Origin of the sequence: Candidatus Thiodiazotropha sp. LNASS1 (genome assembly GCF_964212655.1) — a bacterium.
Lineage (GTDB): Bacteria > Pseudomonadota > Gammaproteobacteria > Chromatiales > Chromatiaceae > Thiodiazotropha.
Genome location: NZ_OZ156465.1, coordinates 1,228,436 through 1,246,178, shown reverse-complemented (window position 1 = coordinate 1,246,178; position 17,743 = coordinate 1,228,436). Strand labels below are relative to the sequence as shown.

Here is a 17,743-nt window from a genome sequence, read left to right as displayed (position 1 = left end):
ATACTCATGTTTTCTATGTGTGTGCATAAGCAGCACACACCAGTGTGTGTTGGAGAACCGTCATGCCTTTACGAATTTCAATCGTGTCAGCGCTATCGCTGGCAATCGCTTCCACCGCGATAGCGGAAGAGAATCCATTCAATCCCGAAATCAGCCTGATCCTGGATGGGCGTTTCGGTGCTTTCGATAATGAATCCGACTATGAGCTGCCCGGTTTTATGCTGGGTGGTGAAGCTGGCCGCGGGGAAGAGGGATTCCACCTTGGCCATAACGAGCTTGCCATCAGCGCCAATGTGGATGATCTGTTCTACGGCAAATTAACCGCTGCGATTGCCGATCATGAAGGTGACACAGAGGTGGAACTGGAAGAGGCGTTCATTGAGACAGCGGCCCTGGGCAACGGCGTGAATATCAAGGCCGGCCGCTTCTTTTCAGCGATCGGCTATCTGAATCAACAGCATGGACATGCCTGGGATTTTGTGGACGCACCGCTGATCTACCGGGGTCTGTTTGGTGAACAGCTTATCGATGATGGTATTCAAGTCAGTTGGGTGGCCCCGACCGATATCTATCTGCAACTCGGTGGCGAGTTGCTGCGTGGTGAACGTTTCCCCGCGGGCGGTGCGAGCAATGATGGCAAGGGGGCCGGCACTCTCTTCGCCAAGATCGGCGGTGACATCGGGGAGAGTCATGCCTGGCAACTTGGCCTCTCCCATTGGCGGGCCGAGGTGGAAGACCGGACGTCCGGTGGTCACCACCACGAGGGCGAAGCGGAAGAGGTGCCCACCTACAGCGGAGACAGCGAGGTCACAGGCATCGATTTTGTTTGGAAATGGGCCCCCTTGGGGAATGCCAGTCAACGCAATTTCAAACTTCAAGGCGAGTATTTCATGCGTGACGAGGATGGCGATGTCATCATGGACGATGGATCGGATTCACCGGAATCGACCACCTACGATGGGGAACAGGAAGGGTGGTATCTGCAGGGGATCTACCAGTTCATGCCCCGTTGGCGCGTGGGCTTGCGTTACGATCGGCTCGAATCGGACAACAAGGGGTCTGACGAGGAGGTCCTGGCTGAAGCGGGACTTGACAATGAGGGCCACAAACCCGAACGCATAACCCTGATGGGCGACTACTCCCACAGCGAGTTCAGCAGGCTCAGGTTGCAGTACGCCAGGGACGACTCCTATGAGGACTCCGACGACATCCTGATGCTGCAGTTTGTGATGAGCCTCGGACCCCATGGGGCGCACCGTTTTTAGGAGTCCTGACATGATGCACTACTATCGTCGCTTTCTGCTTTTGATATTGGTCATGGGCATCGCGGAGTCATCCGCGGCGGCCCTGAGCGTTTTCGCCTGTGAACCGGAATGGGCGTCCCTTACCCGGGCTTTGGGTGGCGACCGGGTGGCGGTGGTTTCCGCAACCACCGCCCATCAGGATCCCCATCGTATCGAAGCGAGACCCAGTTTGATCGCCAAGGTACGGCGTGCCGACCTGCTGGTCTGCAGCGGTGCGGAATTGGAGATCGGTTGGTTGCCGATGCTGCAGCGCCAGGCCGGCAATCGCAAGGTCATGCCGGGTCAGGCGGGTTATTTCGCAGCGGCGGATCAGGTCGAGCGCCTGGGGATTCCCGACAGGATCGACCGTTCGATGGGCGATGTCCATGCATCCGGCAATCCCCATGTCCACCTGGATCCGCGCAGGTTGAAGACGATCGCAACGGCCTTGGGTGAACGCCTGGCAAGTCTCGATTCATCGAATGCCGAGCACTATCGTGAACGGCTGGCGAGTTTTATCCTGCGCTGGGATGAGGCGACGATGCGGTGGCAAGAACGCGCACAGCCTCTGCGGGGCAAGCGCCTGGTGGTTCACCATCAGGATTGGGAATATCTCTTCGACTGGCTGGGTATCGTAAGAGCGGGATCGCTGGAACCGAAACCCGGCTTACCGGCATCTTCGGGCCATCTTGCGAAACTGAAAAAAGCGCTGCTGGCCGAGCCGCCACTCGCCATTATTCACACCCATTACCAAAGCCCGAAGGCAGCCCGGCGTTTATCACAGCTCACCGGCATACCGGCTGTCGAACTCCCCTATACCGTGGGCGGCGCCGAGAACGTGGTCGATCTGTTCACCCTGTTCGACGAGACCTTGCAGCGTCTGCTTGAGACTGTGCCATGAGCTGGGACGGGCTCGATATCGATATCCTGGGGCCGGCCTTCCTGGCCGGCCTGCTGGTGGCTTCCACCCACGTTCCCCTGGGACGACAGGTGCTGAAACGGGGGATCATCTTTCTCGATCTGGCGGTGGCGCAGACGGCTGGTATGGGGATCGTGGTGGCCCACACGCTGCATTGGGAGCCCGGCGGGTGGCAGGTGCAGCTTGTCGCCGTCGGGGCTGCAGTATGTGCGGCCTTGCTGCTCAACCTCACCGAGCGTCGCTGGCCCGAGATTCAGGAGGCGTTGATCGGTTGCCTCTTCATCCTCGCCTCCAGCGGCAGCGTGCTGCTGTTGGCGGCCAATCCCCATGGCGGGGAACACTTGAGGGAGCTTTTGGTCGGCCAGATACTTTGGGTGAATTACCAGCAGATCATTCCAGTGGCGCTGCTCTATAGTGTATTACTCGTAATTTGGTTCTCTCCCTTACGACATCGCTCCTTGCTGCTTTTCTACCTGTTGTTCGCGGTCGCGATCACCGCCTCAGTGCAACTGGTGGGTGTTTTTCTGGTTTTCGCCACACTCATTCTTCCCGCACTGGCAGTAAGGCAGCGGGAATCGGGCGCCGATCTGATCGGTTACGCTGTCGCGGCAGCGGGTTACGCTTTGGGTTTGGTTATGGCCGCGCTACTCGATATGCCGGCCGGGGCGATGATCGTCTACACCCTGGCGATGGTGTCGCTCATCGGCAGTTGGCTGATGCGACACAAGCCCTCAAACCACAAATTGAGTCAGACACAGTAGATACCATCTCTCCCTTACTCCCACAAGTAGCTATAAAGCGGCTTGTGGGGAGTAATCTTGCTGGTGCTTGAGTACCCCAAAGCACAGATGTACTAATTTGCGCATAACGGCTCCTAATGCGGACATTTTGCATTTTCCTCTCGCGAGCAACCGCTCGTATAAGGCCTTGGCCGTCGGGTTGTGTAGACTGGCCACGATAGCAGGCATGTAGAGTTTGGCCCTGATCCTCGCGCTGCCTGCTTTCGACAGTCGTGGTCGCTTGTTGATGCTGGATCCGGATTGATGCTCGATGGGCACCACTCCCAGATAGGCGGCCATTTGACTAGCATGCTCAAAATCCCGGGCACAGTAGACACTCATCATGATTCGACTGAGGGTCCGGCCAATGCCTGGGATACTTTCTAGCAGCTGCTGGTCGTTTTTCAGCTGGGGGTGGGTGTCGATATGCTCATCGATCATCGCTTCCAGACGCTTTTGTTCTTGCTCCAGGCCTTTGAGCACGGTCGAGATGGAGTGCCCAACCTCTAGATGACTGATCCCTGACAAGGCCTTCTCCAGGCGGTTGCGTTCACGCTGGATATCGCCTTGCAATGCCTCCAGCCGTGACAGTAACTCTTTGAGTTTACGTATCTCTGCCGGTTCCGGTCTCCACAGATGCAGGGGTTCTTTGGCGCCATACAAGGCTAACACCAGCGAGTCCTTTCTGTCGGTCTTGGTGTGCACCGCGATACCCTTGGCGTAATCTCTCACCTGGGCCGGGTTAAGCACCGCGACTTCACCACCTTGCTCATGCAGACCGTAGGCTAGACGCTCGTGGTAGATGCCAGTCGCCTCCATGACAAAGCGTAACCCACTCAGTGGCTGACCAGTCTGTTTTTGTGACCAATCGAGTAGGTGGTCATGGCCGGCTGGTGTATTAGGAAAGACCTTCGACTTGACCTTGCGTGGTTCGATACTGCGTAACCACAGACAATCCAGCTTATTTTTACTCACATCAATGCCAATTATCGCTTTCATTCTCTTCACTCACCTTGTTCATGCAGCCTCTCTCCGTAATGCCGGAGGGACTCCGATACCATTCAGTTTATAGAGAATCGGTGATAGCCTGTATCTACAAAACAGACTCGTGGTCTCAGGGTGCGGTGCAGGTCTTATCACCGTGTGATGAATTGCTAGCTAAACAATTCATCAGAAGAGATACAAGGGTGCGGCTTGCCGCACCGTAAAAGGAATGGGAGAAATGGAAAGACTACCAAACTCAGGGCCAAAGACACACCATTCCAGGTAGGACGGTGAATATATAAAAATTTGTATATTATATAAAATCTGATATACTTTCGATCATGGAAAGGAAGCCAATGGCTTCCATTGGCAAAGGTGTTAAGGAGATTCGAGTAAAAGAAACTACAGGTGCTTATCGAGTAATTTATATCGCCAAACTGGAAGATGCGATTCACGTACTACATGCTTTCCAGAAAAAAACGCAAAAGACTCGTAAAGCAGATATTGATCTCGCAAAAAAACGATTAAAGAAGCTTAAAGATAATCATGGCTAAGAAATATGAAAGTGCATTTGATGCAATAGCCGATACCCCGGCAGAAGCTCTGAATATGCGTCTGCGCGCTGACATGATTCATGAAATCAGACGCAAAGTTGAGGCTAAAGGGTGGACTCAGAAGGAAGCGGCTGAACGTCTTGGGATTACTCAACCCCGTGTTTCTGATTTGTTCCGCGGAAAACTGTCGAAATTTAGCCTTGATGCGCTTGTAAATATGCTGGCTGCGATTGGCAGTGATGTAAAACTAAAGGTTGCCTAAGCCCTGTGCAAATTGGTGCACATCAACACAATTTGTCTCGCGGGTTGGCGATCGAAACACGGGCACGGAATATGAAATATGCCATCGCATTGAAGTGCGTCTGTGTATCCACTGATGTCGACATAAAAAAAGATTCTCTATTAGGCTATTCAAGGACTTTTTCAATCGATTTGTCTTACATGAGATAGGGTATTTAATGTGTAAGAGGTCAGGGATAGGCTATAGATTAAGAGAAAATAGGATCGGAGAGTTTGTTTAATATTAGCGAATATTGTTCTCTGACCCGATTTTTTTTATTTTATCCACTCAGGCCCGGACAAGGCAGAAATCGCTCTAAGATCGGCCGGCGGGTTCAGTTGAAGCCTTATCGTCTTGTCCAGAGAGGCGGCAAGCCATTTCTTTACTGCCGTAGGTTTACCAAGCAGCGCCAGTAAGTCTCTATCCACTTCACGGTCCGAATCCGCGGCACTATAAAAGACCTTTAGGGTATTGGAAATAATCTCCATCCGGCGGCGAATCGGTAACAAGGTTATGTTCCTGCCACAGGCTGCAAATGGCTTCTCTGGATTGAGCTTCCCGCCAATCGCGTTAAGAACAATTCGGAGATTCTCCACAAACCGCCAGTGACATGGCCAAAGCATGTCGATGGCGAGGGCCAATGAAAGGTCGGCCTCGTCACCATTTTCAGTGTCATGAATCATGGTGTGAACTGTCATCCGCCAGTAATCTTCGTGTTCCTTATACTGTTCCGGGCACTGGTTAAGGTAAGAGAATTCATACTCGCCAACGCTCATGAGGATCCACGTGTACTGTACTGCTGGATCTTCACAAGACTGCGGCCAATGGATCAGACTGCGGATTTTCTCAATCACCCTTTGTACTTGCCACTCTTTCAACGGAGAACGCTCCCCAAGGCAAGCAAGGAGTTGAGCCGCCGGGATGGCGCCAATGGGCAAATCAACCTTTGTACTCGGGGATCCTGCACACCACACTGAAAGGGCGGCACAGACATTTTGCCACACCGTTTCACTGGTGTGCTGTTGACCGCGTAATCGGGAACCTAACCCTTTTGCTGTCTCTCCTGTACCGATCGCCTCCACTGTAGTGGTCAAGTATTTTTGGCCACGGTTTTCTGTGCATTCCAGTACTGTTGCTCAACTACCCTGGGTGCCAATCCATCATTGTGAGTATGTGGCCTAAACTGGCTATAGTATCCAATAATATACTCCGTGATATGGTGCTTCGCTTCCTCAAAAGTGCGATAGCCGATCTCAGGCATCCATTCGGTTTTCAAGCTTCTGATAAATCGTTCCACGGGACTGTTGTCCCAGCAGTTACCACGTCGACTCATGCTCTGTACCATTTGATAACGCCATAGCTGCTGACGAAACGGTAGACTAGTGTATTGGCAACCTTGATCAGAATGAAACATCACGCCTTTTGGTTCACCACGAGACTCATAGGCCATTGTCAGAGCTTTTTTAGTCAACGCGCTATCTGGGTTCAACGATAATGCCCATCCCACCGGCTGTCGCGCAAATAAATCCAACACAATGGCCAGATATGCCCAACGTCGCCCAGTCCAAATATAGGTAATATCGCCCGCCCAGACTTTATTGGGTGCAACCACATCAAACTGTCGATCCAGCCGGTTTGGTATATTGGTATGCGGCTGCTCGGCTCTCTTGTAGCGGTGTTTGGGTTGCTGGCTACTCACCAGGCCCAGCGCCTGCATACGGCGTGTCGCACGATAACGGCTTAACGGGCAACCCTGTGCTGTCACCATGCTCGCAATCGTCCTGGCGCCGGCTGAGCCATTGCTTAATTCATAGGCAGACTTCACATGCTCGCGTAGCCGCCACTCTGTTTCTGACAACCGCTTCGGGCGATCCCGCCATGCCCGATAGCTGCTACGGTGTACACCGAACACGCAACATAGCTGCTTCACTGGATAGCTCTCTCGATGTAAACGCTGAATTAGCGTGAATTGTTCAACGAGTCCGACATCAAGAGAGCGGTAGCCTTTTTTAGGATTTCTTTCTCCGTCTCCACCTGTCGTAGCCGTTTTTCGAGCTCTTGTATGCGGCGTTGATCGGGTGTCATTGCTGATGCTTTGGGTGTTTTGCCTAGTCGCTCCTGCCGCAGCTGACGTACCCAATTTTCCAATGAAGATTTACTGACCCCCATCGCTTCGCAGGCCGCTCTGATTGAGTACTGCTGGTCGACAACCAGTTGGGCCGCTTCAAGTTTGAATTCCGGGCTGAATCTCCTGCGTGTTTTTGTCATTTGATCACCTATTTATCATCTGGGGTGATAATATCACCCATAATCAGGTGGCCAAAATAACTATACCACTACACACAATGTTGTAGACCCATCGATCGGCCTTGTGATGGCACAGTTCGAGACTGGAAATGAGTTCTCGAATCTTCGATACGTTCGCGCCAATGGGTGCAAGACGGTCCTCCATTCCATCGATGGAGATGATTTCCGAATCAGCCTGCAGGGCACAATTACGCCACCATATTCGGCGAGATGTTGTCAATTTCTCTGCTCTCCTGACATATGTGCTGCCGAACGTTTTGAATAAGCGGCGCGCGTAGCGCGTCCAGTGAACGCAGTGTGCGCTTAATTTGCTTGTATGGTTTAATTCCCTTCATATGACCAGATCCCTAAGAGAGGAGTAAAGTGAAGCCCGTAACTTGTAGCAGCAAGTTACCGGTTCAGTAGCCCGATGATGCCAGGGTCTCACAGACCGTTAACAAGCGGGGGCACTGAACCGACCCGATTTATCTCGAACAGTCGAATGGGCTTCAAGCCCGAATTTAGCAAGGTAGAGCAAAGATGACAAACCTTAAAAAGAGAAAATCCACCGTCAATGTGGGGGTCGATGTGGGGAAATGGATGCTGGACGTTCACATTTATGAGAAAGATATCCACTGGCAGGATAAGAATACCCCAGAGGGTGTCAGTAGGATACTCAAACGCCTCGCCCACTATCGGGTTAAACGACTCGTCATGGAGGCTACAGGGCGATATCAGCTAGCTTTAGCAGCGGCTGCCTACCAAAAGTCCCTGCCGGTTTGTATCGTCAAACCCATGTCGATTCGTCGCTATGCTGGTGTGGTAGAACAATTGGCCAAAACCGACAAGATCGATGCCCGCGTCATCGCCGAATATGCGGCCATCATTCAGCCGGAACCTACGCCCAAAGTCAGCCGCAATCTTCGTACGATCAAAGACTTATTAACTCGCCGGAGACAAGTGATGGAGATGCGCACCCAGGAACTCAATCGTCTACAAATCATGGGTAAGGCCTTTGAGACCTCCTGCCGCCGTATCTTGCGATGTCTCGATGCGGAAATCTGCTCGATCGAGAAAAAACTCAACCAGTTAGTCGAGAGACAGGCTGAGTGGGCAGAGCGTAAATCCATCTTACTGTCGGCACCGGGTGTCGGCGATACACTGGCCTATACACTATTGGCTGATCTCCCCGAGTTAGGCTCACTGAACAACAAACAGGTTGCTGCCCTGGTCGGTGTTGCACCGATAAACCGAGATAGCGGAATGTCACGTGGTAAGCGGCGCATCAAAGGCGGTAGAGCTGGCGTTCGCACAACACTTTATATGGCCACATTGAGCGCCACTCAATGCAATCCAGTCATACGGGCTTTTTACCGACAACTCGTTGATCAAGGCAAGCATAAGAAGGTTGCTTTGACGGCATGTATGCGTAAGTTTGTTACCATGTTGAATGCCATGGTAAGGGATCAAGTTGCTTGGGCTTACTGATGTTTAATCGCAGGGTTGACGCCACAGTCGCTTGTTATGCATTTGCGCTATTCAACTTAGTAAAATATTCTTTTAAATTGTGCTTACCATATTCAGGGGCAAGCATATCCATTGCCATGACTGTCATGAAAAATTCAACTGGTCCATAAACCTTGCTTCCAGTAAGTGACCTGACCAGTTTGAGGATAGCAATCCTTATCCAATCTGGAATATGAGTTATTTTCGGTTTATTACCCAAAACCTCAAAGGCTATCGATGCAATCTCATTTTGAGTGAGAGTTTCGGGGCCACCTATTTCAACTTCTGTATCAGGTTTATCGATAGCATCTACGCAAAAAGATGCCAAATCTTCTCCATGTATAGGATTCGCTTTAAACTTTCCTTTTCCGAAAAGATATATTCTTCCTTTTTTTGCCATTTTAAAAAATTCTGACATATCAGAGAAAAATCCATTTGGACGAACAATACAATAATTCATCCCTGACTGTTTCAACTGCTCTACAAACAGCTCTTTTGCGTCGCAGATTTTTAAATTTCGTAGCTTTTCACCATTTAGGACTGAAATATAAATAAATTTCTTAACTCCACTTTTTTTGGCCTCTTTCAGCAAATTCATATTGGCTTGATAATCTACATCCATATAGGTGAGACCATCTTTTTGTTTTGTGATACCAACAGTTGAAATAACAATATCGATACCTTTACAGCACTCTTTGATGGAATCTGGATCAGTCAGTTTAGCCTTAAGCATTTCATTGGCTTTAATATCATTTTGCTCAAGTTTTTCTGGGTTTCGAGCAATAGCCTTAAAAAAGCAGGATCGTTGTTGAAGTTCCTTTGCAATATAGACTCCCAAGTACCCCGTTGATCCTGCCAATAAAATTCTTTTCATATCAGCCCTTTCTGCCCACGACGAAAAGAGCCTTTGTTCGATTGCCAATGAGCTTCGACTGCTCGACGACGAAGCCTGTCTCCTGAAGCATAGATTCAACGTCCTCCGGGGAGAAAGAACGAATGTTTGGAGGGGGTTTCCCCCAGGTCTTGGCGAACCTCACGCCCATCTTGATCTTCTGCCACAGACTCATACCGTGACCTGTGAATGTCACAATCACAATCCGTCCCCCGCTCCTAAGAATCCGACTGCTTTCCTCAAGCGCCTTGGCAGGGGTCGCGAGCACGTGAACCAGATTGGCCATGAAGACGCTGTTGCATGACTCAGGCATAAGCGATGTTTCCAGGCAATCCTCTTTCTGAACTGTGACTTCCGGATGGTCCCGCAAACGAGTCTTTGCTGCCTCCAGAAGATTGTCCGAGAGGTCCGTGGCCAGGACGCTCGTACTCTTCTCGGTAATTGCTACCGTGAAGTATCCTGTACCGCAACCGAACTCCACTACTTCACCCAGTTCCGCAAGTTGATTCAACTCGCCGGTGATCTCGTCGAGGAGTTCCCTCCCTACAACGTACTCCTGATTCCGGTCGTAGGTTTCGGAAAATCTGCCCCAGTAATCCTCAGTCATGTTTTCTATCTACTACTAGCCTCCGCTTAAGGTAATGTGCATAACATTAAAGTAGAAGGCAACTTACCTCCTATCCCACCTATTTCTGTATTCAACAGGCAACATGCCTTATAACCAGCCAATAAAAACTGCACGAAAATAATCCTGCAATTTGCCTGCAAGTTGCAGTAAGGGGAGGTGTTGGATTCGAAGAAACCTCCCTGTTGGTTCTTATAATTACTCTTTTTCCCATGCGGTTGCCAGTCCTCTGTCAAGGCTTTATATATATGACCAAAGCATCCTGCTTGTAGGGATCGGGCAACTTGCCTGCTATCTCCGGATTTTTCGTAAATTGGTTGTTGACTAGTAGGTTGATGCTTTTAGTCTGGGAGAATAAAAGGAGAAAGAGCGCATCGATGACATGGTATCGAGGATGAATCAGAAATTTAACTGTTTTCTTGATGTGTTGGTGATTAGGAAGTAGTTTCTGCTTTTACAGGGTGTTTGGTGTGGTGGGCTATATCCTACGTAGGGCATATATTAAAGAGTGAAGCGGTTTGCAGGATGGGTAGGCTGTCAATCGTTGGGAATGGTGACAGTATGACGGGGTCCTCTCCGCCGGTATCCTGGCTTTGACTTGCCGCGTGGGACTGTATTAGACTTCGCCTGCAATAGGCATTGCCCGATAAGCCTTTGATTTCATAATAACTAACATGGATATGAATCGAATGGCCTGGTGATGGGCAGTGCCGAACTGCACAATCCGTCCATTTGGATTGTCTGACATCATAGGGCCGGCCCCAAGGCGCCGGCTTTTTTAATTTTCAAGTGGCCTCTCGTATGGGCCACCACTGATGAGGAAGTAATATGCCCGTTATCTCGCTCCCCGATGGTTCCCAACGTGAATTCGATCAAGCGCTGACAGTCTATGAGATCGCCGCGGATATCGGTCCCGGACTCGCCAAGGCCGCCCTGGCCGGTCGGGTCGACGGACGCCTGGTCGATACCTCTTTTCTTGTCGAGAAGGATTGCGAAGTTGCCATCGTCACCAGTCGTGACGATGAGGCGCTGGAACTGATCCGGCACGACGCCGCCCATGCCATGGCGCAGGCGGTACAGGAACTCTATCCCGGTACCCAGGTTACCATCGGTCCTGCCATTGAGGATGGATTCTATTATGATTTTGCCCGCGATGAGGCCTTCACCCCGGACGATCTGAAGAAGATCGAACAGCGCATGCACGAGATCGTCAAGCGCAATCTGCCGCTGCAGCGGGAGGTGTGGGACAGGGAAGAGGCGATGCGGACATTCGATTCCATCGGTGAGAAATATAAGGTGGAGATCATCAAGGAGTTCATCCCGGAAGGCGAGGAGGTTTCGGTCTACCGCCAGGGTGACTGGTTCGATGTCTGCCGTGGACCCCATCTGCCCAGTACAGGAATGTTGGGCAAGGGATTCAAACTGATGAAGGTGGCGGGCGCCTATTGGCGGGGCGATTCCAACAACGAGATGTTACAGCGCATCTACGGCACCGCCTGGCGCGACAAAAAGGAGCTGAAGACCTATCTGCACCGCCTGGAAGAGGCGGAGAAGCGGGATCACCGCAAGATTGGCAAGGCCCAGGATCTCTTCCACACCCAGGAAGAGGCCCCCGGCATGGCTTTCTGGCACGACAAAGGCTGGCGCATCTACCTCGTGATTCAGCAATATATCCGCGATAAGTTGAATGATCACGGTTACCAGGAGGTGCATACACCCCAGGTGATCGACCGTACCCTGTGGGAGAAATCGGGCCATTGGGAGAAGTTTCGCGACGATATCTTCACTACCGAGACCGATGACCGGACCTACGCCATCAAACCGATGAACTGTCCGGCGCATATTCAGATCTACAACCACGGTCTGAAGAGCTACCGGGATCTGCCCCTTCGGCTGGCGGAGTTCGGTTCCTGCCATCGCAACGAGCCTTCGGGTACCCTGCATGGCCTGATGCGGGTGCGTAACTTCGTACAGGATGACGCGCATATCTTCTGTAGCGAAGAACAGATACTCGGTGAAGTGCAGGCCTTCAATGATCTGCTGCTGGATGTCTACAAGGATTTCGGTTTCGATGAGGTTTTGGTGATACTGTCTACCCGCCCTGAAAAACGTGTTGGATCAGATGAAGTATGGGATAAAGCTGAGAAAGCACTTGAAGAGGCGTTGAACCAACAGGGGCTGGATTGGGAGCTGCATCCGGGGGAGGGCGCCTTCTATGGGCCGAAGATCGAGTTCTCCCTGCGTGACTGCCTCGGCCGGATCTGGCAGTTGGGTACTATCCAGCTCGATTTCTCCATGCCTGAGCGTCTTGGGGCCAGTTATATCGCTGAAGACAACAGTAAAAAGGTGCCTGTGATGCTGCATCGGGCGATCCTCGGATCGCTGGAGCGTTTCATCGGAATCCTGATCGAACACTATGCCGGCGCGCTGCCGCTCTGGCTCGCGCCGGTGCAGGCGGTTTTGATGAATATCACCGATCGGCAGGGCGAATATGTGAAAAAATGCCACAAATCCTTGCATGATAACGGTTTTCGAGTCGAATCGGACTTGAGAAATGAGAAAATTGGCTTTAAAATCCGCGAGCACACGTTGATGCGCGTGCCCTATCTGCTGGTCATCGGTGATCGGGAGATGGAAGAGGGTACGGTAGCTGTTCGTACGCGAGGGGGTGAAGATCTTGGCGCTATGCCAATCGAAGCTTTTATCGATCGTATGAAATCTGAAGTTACACAACGTGTGAGCTGAGTGTAAAGCACCGGTCAATCCGGTGCTTTTCTACTTTTCGGGTTTGGACTTTTTGGAGGAACCGGTTATCGCTGCTGTAAAAAAGCACCGTCTTAATGATGACATAACAGCTGTTGAGGTAAGACTCATAGGAGCTGATGGTGAACAGGTAGGTGTTGTCTCTATAGAACAGGCTCAACAAGCCGCTCAAGAGGCTGCACTGGATTTGGTGGAGATCGTGCCGAATGGGGAGCCCCCCGTTTGCCGCGTCATGGACTATGGCAAGTTTCTTTTTGAACTGAAGAAGCAGAAGCAGGCCGCCAAAAAGAAGCAGAAACAGGTACACATCAAAGAGATCAAATTCAGGCCAGGGACAGGCGAAGGGGATTATCAGGTAAAACTGCGCAACCTGATACGTTTCCTTGAAGATGGGGACAAGACCAAGGTAACCATGCGTTTCCGCGGTCGTGAGCATGCTCACCGCGAGTTGGGTTTGGAACTTCTTGAACGGGTTGAACGGGATTTGTCCGATTACGGCCAAATCGAACAGAAACCCATCATGGAGGGCCGCCAGATGGTGATGGTGCTGGGTCCTAAGAAAAAGTAACTTTCTGACGCCGATGAGCGTCACAAATAGCGGAGTTTAAAGACAATGCCTAAGATTAAGACAAATCGGGGTGCGGCCAAGCGGTTTAAACGCACCTCATCCGGTTCATTCAAACGCAACTGCTCCCATCGGCGTCATATCCTGACCAAGAAGAGCACCAAGCGGAAACGCCAGTTGCGTGCCCCCAATGCCATCGCAAAATCCGATGTGGCTATCGCCCGTCGCATGCTGCCATACGCCTAAGTTAACGAATCGGATCTGAACAATGTCAAGAGTAAAACGTGGTGTACAAGCACGCACCCGCCATAAAAAGGTGCTTGATGAGGCGAAAGGCTATTATGGAGCCCGGAGCAAGGTTTACCGTGTCGCCAAACAGGCGGTCATCAAGGCAGGCCAATATGCTTACCGTGACCGTCGCCAGAAAAAGCGCCAGTTTCGCGCACTCTGGATTGCCCGCATCAATGCCGGCGCGCGTGAAAACGGTCTCTCCTACAGCCGCATGATCAACGGTTTGCACATGGCCAATATCGAGGTCGACCGTAAGATGCTTGCCGATCTGGCTGTTAACGACAAAACGGCATTTAGTGTGCTGGCAGAACAGGCCAAGGCCGCTCTTTCCAGCTAAGTGCATGTCGTGAGGCCGGGTTGAATCCGGCCTGATTGTGAACACAGAAAAGGGAAAGGCCTTGGGGCTTTTCCCTTTTTTTATCGCTAACATGAATGGATGAGTGTTTAGTGCGAGGTCACCTTGATAGTTTGTGGGTTATGAGTTTTTGGTTTTAAGTTACCAAAATAGCATTGCGAGTGTAGCGAGTGCAGAAACTAAAAACTCATAACTCAAAACTTAAAACAATTATTCGTTTGAGGTTATTAGATGGATGATTCCACGCTGGATATAGATACGCTTGTCGAGGCGGCTGAGACTGCGATTGCGGGTGCTGACAGCCTTTCTCTGCTGGATGAGGTACGTGTCAGCTACCTGGGTAAGAACGGTCAGTTGACATCGCAGCTGAAAAAACTCGGCGCACTGCCCCCCGAGCAGCGGCCACAGGCGGGACAGGCGATCAACAAGGCCAAGCAGGCGCTGCAGCAGGCCATCGAGTCCCGCAAGATCGAGTTGGAGAGCGAGGCGCTCAGTAAACGGCTTGCCGATGAGAAGATCGATGTCACACTGCCCGGCCGTGGCGTGCAACGGGGTGGCCTGCACCCGGTTTCGCGCACATTGGAGCGTATGGAGCGGTTATTCGAGCATGCGGGTTTCGAAACGGTGGAGGGACCTGAGATAGAGGATGACTACCACAACTTCGAAGCCTTGAATATCCCGGCGCACCATCCAGCGCGTGCGATGCATGACACCTTCTATTTCGATGCCCACCTGTTGTTGCGCACCCATACCTCTCCGGTGCAGATTCGCACCATGGAGAAGGGTGAGCCACCGCTGAAAATCATCGCTCCGGGACGGGTCTACCGTTGTGATTCGGACCTTACCCATACACCGATGTTTCATCAGGTGGAGGGCTTTCTGGTTGACCGGGATGTCTCTTTCGCGGATCTTAAAGGCGTACTCTACGATTTCTTCAGCAGCTTTTTCGAGCGCGAGCTGAAATTACGTTTTCGTCCCTCCTATTTCCCCTTTACAGAGCCGTCCGCGGAGGTCGATATCGAGTGTGTGATGTGTGGCGGTGATGGGTGCCGGGTGTGTGGCCAAACCGGATGGATAGAGGTATTGGGCTGCGGCATGATTCATCCTGAAGTGTTCAGGCATGTTGGTATCGACAGTGAAACCTATACCGGTTACGCCTTCGGCATGGGCGTCGAGCGGATGACCATGTTGCGTTACGGCGTCAACGATCTGCGGTTGTTCTTTGAAAACGATCTGCGCTTTCTGAAACAGTTTGCATAGGGTGAATAGAGCGTCATGAAATTCAGTGAAGCATGGTTGCGCGAGTGGGTCGATCCTTCGGTAAGCACTCAGGAGTTAGCCGATCAATTAAGTATGGCGGGACTGGAGGTCGATTCTGTTGAACCTGTGGCCGCCGAATTCAACGGTGTGGTTGTCGGTGAGGTGCTCAGTCGCGATCAACATCCCGATGCGGACAAGCTCAGTGTTTGCGCGGTGAATGTGGGAGAGGGCGAGCCGCTGCAAATTGTCTGTGGCGCAAAAAATGTGGCAGCGGGCATGCGCGTGCCTGTCGCGACCGTCGGGGCACTGTTGCCTGGCGATTTCAAGATCAAGAAAGCGAAACTACGCGGTGTGGCGTCGTTCGGTATGATCTGTTCCGCCAGTGAGTTGGGTCTGGCCGATAGTTCCGATGGGATTATGCCGTTACCCGCCGATGCGCCTGTCGGCGAGGATTTCAGGCGCTTTCTGCAGCTTGAGGATAGCGCCATCGATGTCGATCTGACGCCTGACCGGGGTGATTGTCTCGGTATGGCAGGGATTGCCAGGGAGGTTGGTGTGATCAATCGATGCCCGGTGACGCCCCCCGTCATGCAGGTGGTTACACCGGCTATCGATGATCGGGTCGCAGTCGATCTGGAAGCGGATGCCGCCTGTCCCCGGTATCTCTGCCGTGTTGTGCGTGATGTGGATGTCAATGCTGAGACCCCCCTGTGGATGCAGGAACGACTGCGCCGCAGCGATATCCGGAGCCTGGGGCCCGTGGTGGATGTCACCAACTATGTGCTGCTTGAACTGGGCCAGCCGATGCACGGATTTGACCTGGAACGGATAGACGGGAAAATCCGCGTCCGCATGGCGGAACAGGGTGAAAAACTGGTTCTGATCGGTGGTCAGGAGATCGAACTGGATGAGCAGACGCTGGTGATCGCTGATGCGCAACAGCCGGTGGCGTTGGCAGGGATTATGGGGGGGGATGACTCTGCAGTGTGTGATACGACCCGTCATATCCTGTTGGAAAGTGCTTTCTTCGCCCCTATAGCCGTCAGCGGCAAGGCCCGAAGCTATGGCCTGCATACGGATTCATCCCATCGCTTTGAGCGCGGTGTCGATCCGCAACTTCAGGCCAAGGCCATGGAGCGTGCGACCGAACTGCTGCTCGAAATTGCCGGTGGCAAACCTGGACCGGTGGTGGAAGTGGCGAACGAGGAGCAGATCGAGCAGCGCCCACTTATCGAGCTGAGAGCCCAGCGGGTCAATAAGGTTCTGGGAGTCGAGATAGCAGCCAACGAAGTGAGCGACATCCTTGCCCGTCTTGAAATGGGACTAGAGAAGACGGATCAGGGATGGCGGGTGAAGGCCCCCAGCTGCCGTTTCGATATCGCCATCGAGGAGGACCTGATTGAAGAGATTGGGCGTATCTACGGTTATGCGCGCATCCCGACCAATCGCGGACTCTCCGCAATGGAGATGCATGACCGGCCCGAAGTCGATTTCGATCTGCACCGGGCAAAGCTGCTGTTGGTCGGTCGCGACTACCAGGAGGTGATTACCTACAGCTTTGTCAGCCCCGAGATTGAAGCCCTGGTCGATCCGCAAAAGAGCGGCATCCGTCTGGCCAATCCGATCTCTGCCGAGATGTCGGTGATGCGCACGTCAACCTGGCCTGGTTTGTTGCAAACGGCGCGTTATAACCAGTCACGGCAGCAGCAGCGGGTGCGAATCTTTGAAACCGGGCTCTGTTTCTACCGGCAGGATGGCGAAATAAGGCAGGAACGCGTGTTGGGTGGCCTGGTCTCGGGAGACGCTATCCCGGAGCAGTGGGGAGGCGAGAGCCGGCGTAGCGATTTCTATGACGTCAAAGCGGATATCGAGGCGCTTGTTTCACTCACCGGACAGCAGGATGGGATCAGTTTTTCAGCAGCCGAACATGCGGCGCTTCACCCAGGCCAGACCGCTGAAATTGCCATATTGGGTGAAAAAGTGGGCATGATTGGGATGTTACATCCTGAGATCGAGAAACAGCTCGATCTCAATGGCGCAACCTTTGTATTCGAGATCAAACTGGATAATCTGGCGCAAGGAAGGCTCCCGGCCTTTGAAAGTCTCTCCAAATATCCCTCGATCAGACGGGATATCGCCATTGTTGTCGACAAATCTGTCACTTTCGAGTCAATTAGGAATCTCATTCGTGACGTATCCGGCAAAATAATTACAGACATACTGTTATTTGATGTCTATACTGGGGAAAACATAGATTCGGGACGAAAAAGTCTCGCATTGGGATTGATTTTACAGGAAAAATCACACACCCTTACTGATAAAGAAGTTGATGATGTGGTCGCTACGGTGTTAAGCCGTCTGGGCGATGATTTAGGTGCAAATCTTAGAGAGTAGGGTAGAC

17 protein-coding genes are annotated in these 17,743 nt (G+C 52.1%); 12 read left to right on the top strand and 5 right to left on the bottom strand.

The window, feature by feature from the left end; genetic code table 11:
* Positions 1-62 precede the first annotated feature (62 nt).
* The 3 genes from AB8516_RS05400 to AB8516_RS05390 are packed head-to-tail and all read left to right on the top strand — an operon-like array spanning position 63 to position 2,963.
* Positions 63-1,265, top strand: coding sequence for a hypothetical protein (locus AB8516_RS05400; RefSeq protein ID WP_369158786.1), 1,203 nt, complete (start codon positions 63-65; stop codon positions 1,263-1,265).
* Between the two features lie 10 nt (positions 1,266-1,275).
* The gene (locus AB8516_RS05395; protein ID WP_369158784.1) at positions 1,276-2,184 is read left to right on the top strand and encodes a metal ABC transporter solute-binding protein, Zn/Mn family; all 909 of its coding nucleotides are present in this window, start codon (positions 1,276-1,278) and stop codon (positions 2,182-2,184) included.
* Entirely contained in the window at positions 2,181-2,963 is a 783-nt protein-coding gene (locus AB8516_RS05390; RefSeq protein WP_369158782.1) for a metal ABC transporter permease, read from the top strand. The genes AB8516_RS05395 and AB8516_RS05390 overlap by 4 nt, the downstream gene beginning before the upstream one ends.
* Positions 2,964-2,993: 30 nt before the next feature.
* On the opposite strand, the gene AB8516_RS05385 is transcribed toward AB8516_RS05390, so the two are convergent.
* Positions 2,994-3,980 (bottom strand): IS110 family transposase, encoded by a 987-nt coding sequence (locus AB8516_RS05385; RefSeq protein ID WP_369158780.1) that lies wholly within the window; start codon positions 3,978-3,980, stop codon positions 2,994-2,996.
* A gap of 341 nt (positions 3,981-4,321) precedes the next feature.
* On the opposite strand from AB8516_RS05385, the gene AB8516_RS05380 reads away from it, so the two are divergent.
* Both AB8516_RS05380 and AB8516_RS05375 read left to right on the top strand, forming a co-directional pair.
* The gene (locus tag AB8516_RS05380; protein WP_369158778.1) at positions 4,322-4,519 is read left to right on the top strand and encodes a type II toxin-antitoxin system RelE/ParE family toxin; all 198 of its coding nucleotides are present in this window, start codon (positions 4,322-4,324) and stop codon (positions 4,517-4,519) included.
* Positions 4,512-4,781 carry a helix-turn-helix domain-containing protein gene (locus AB8516_RS05375; RefSeq protein WP_069126215.1) on the top strand — a complete coding sequence of 90 codons (270 nt, stop codon included), beginning with the start codon at positions 4,512-4,514 and terminating at the stop codon, positions 4,779-4,781. The genes AB8516_RS05380 and AB8516_RS05375 overlap by 8 nt, the downstream gene beginning before the upstream one ends.
* Positions 4,782-5,074: 293 nt before the next feature.
* Here the strand turns inward: AB8516_RS05375 and AB8516_RS05370 are convergent, their stop codons facing one another.
* Together AB8516_RS05370 and AB8516_RS05365 are read right to left on the bottom strand one after the other, a co-directional pair.
* Entirely contained in the window at positions 5,075-5,677 is a 603-nt protein-coding gene (locus AB8516_RS05370; protein WP_369158776.1) for a hypothetical protein, read from the bottom strand.
* Between the two features lie 212 nt (positions 5,678-5,889).
* Positions 5,890-7,067, bottom strand: a protein-coding gene (locus AB8516_RS05365; protein WP_369157505.1) for an IS3 family transposase whose coding sequence is annotated in 2 segments (ribosomal slippage) — positions 5,890-6,812 and positions 6,812-7,067 — 1,179 coding nt in all. Because the reading frame shifts where the segments join, the coding sequence is not laid out codon by codon here.
* A gap of 558 nt (positions 7,068-7,625) precedes the next feature.
* Here AB8516_RS05365 and AB8516_RS05360 point away from each other — a divergent pair.
* A complete protein-coding gene (locus AB8516_RS05360) occupies positions 7,626-8,573 on the top strand; it encodes an IS110 family transposase (RefSeq protein ID WP_369158774.1) in 948 nt (315 codons plus the stop codon).
* 34 nt (positions 8,574-8,607) lie between these two features.
* On the opposite strand, the gene AB8516_RS05355 is transcribed toward AB8516_RS05360, so the two are convergent.
* Positions 8,608-9,465, bottom strand: coding sequence for an SDR family oxidoreductase (locus AB8516_RS05355; protein ID WP_369158772.1), 858 nt, complete (start codon positions 9,463-9,465; stop codon positions 8,608-8,610).
* Position 9,466: 1 nt separating this feature from the next.
* Positions 9,467-10,090 carry a class I SAM-dependent methyltransferase gene (locus AB8516_RS05350; protein WP_069126207.1) on the bottom strand — a complete coding sequence of 208 codons (624 nt, stop codon included), beginning with the start codon at positions 10,088-10,090 and terminating at the stop codon, positions 9,467-9,469.
* Positions 10,091-10,936: 846 nt separating this feature from the next.
* Between AB8516_RS05350 and thrS the strand changes: the two genes are divergently transcribed.
* From thrS to pheT, 6 genes are all read left to right on the top strand, one after another.
* Positions 10,937-12,853 (top strand): threonine--tRNA ligase, encoded by a 1,917-nt coding sequence (gene thrS, locus AB8516_RS05345; RefSeq protein ID WP_369158770.1) that lies wholly within the window; start codon positions 10,937-10,939, stop codon positions 12,851-12,853.
* A 67-nt stretch (positions 12,854-12,920) separates the two neighbouring features.
* The gene (infC, locus tag AB8516_RS05340; RefSeq protein WP_369163236.1) at positions 12,921-13,439 is read left to right on the top strand and encodes a translation initiation factor IF-3; all 519 of its coding nucleotides are present in this window, start codon (positions 12,921-12,923) and stop codon (positions 13,437-13,439) included.
* Positions 13,440-13,484: 45 nt separating this feature from the next.
* Complete coding sequence (gene rpmI, locus AB8516_RS05335) at positions 13,485-13,682, top strand: 50S ribosomal protein L35 (RefSeq protein WP_069126201.1); 198 nt, start codon at positions 13,485-13,487, stop codon at positions 13,680-13,682.
* A 22-nt stretch (positions 13,683-13,704) separates the two neighbouring features.
* Positions 13,705-14,064 carry a 50S ribosomal protein L20 gene (gene rplT, locus AB8516_RS05330; protein WP_069126198.1) on the top strand — a complete coding sequence of 120 codons (360 nt, stop codon included), beginning with the start codon at positions 13,705-13,707 and terminating at the stop codon, positions 14,062-14,064.
* A 249-nt stretch (positions 14,065-14,313) separates the two neighbouring features.
* On the top strand, positions 14,314-15,342 hold the full coding sequence (gene pheS, locus AB8516_RS05325; protein ID WP_369158767.1) for a phenylalanine--tRNA ligase subunit alpha: 1,029 nt from the start codon (positions 14,314-14,316) through the stop codon (positions 15,340-15,342).
* A 15-nt stretch (positions 15,343-15,357) separates the two neighbouring features.
* Positions 15,358-17,736, top strand: coding sequence for a phenylalanine--tRNA ligase subunit beta (gene pheT, locus AB8516_RS05320; RefSeq protein ID WP_369158765.1), 2,379 nt, complete (start codon positions 15,358-15,360; stop codon positions 17,734-17,736).
* The last annotated feature ends 7 nt before the right edge of the window (positions 17,737-17,743 follow it).